Here is a 290-nt window from a genome sequence, read left to right on the forward strand (position 1 = left end):
ATCGCGAAGTAGCTGTTGATGAAGGAGCCGTCCGGCTGCGTGAAGCCGTGATCGATCATCCGGCGGATGGCCAGCGGCAGGGCAAGCGAGGTTACGGCGGCGAGCGCCAGCGCGACGAGGGCGCCGGTCACCAGGCCGCGGTAACGCATGACATAAGGCGTCAGACGCCCGAGAGGCTTCAGCGACCGCGACTTCTTTTCCCCGCCCTGCACTGCGTCTGTCAAATCAGCTCCAATCGCCCTCAAACCGTTGATCACCAGCTTGTTGGCACTTGTTATCCTTTAGGCCTT

The 290-nt window shown here is 61.7% G+C and carries 1 protein-coding gene; it reads right to left on the reverse strand.

Translation table 11 applies throughout. The features are described from left to right. Positions 1-224: hypothetical protein (locus SB772_RS40045; protein ID WP_410838524.1), on the reverse strand; the 224-nt coding region annotated here is incomplete at its 3' end. Positions 225-290: the final 66 nt, after the last annotated feature.

The organism is Paraburkholderia sp. SIMBA_030 (assembly GCF_046535245.1).
Classification (GTDB): Bacteria; Pseudomonadota; Gammaproteobacteria; order Burkholderiales; family Burkholderiaceae; genus Paraburkholderia.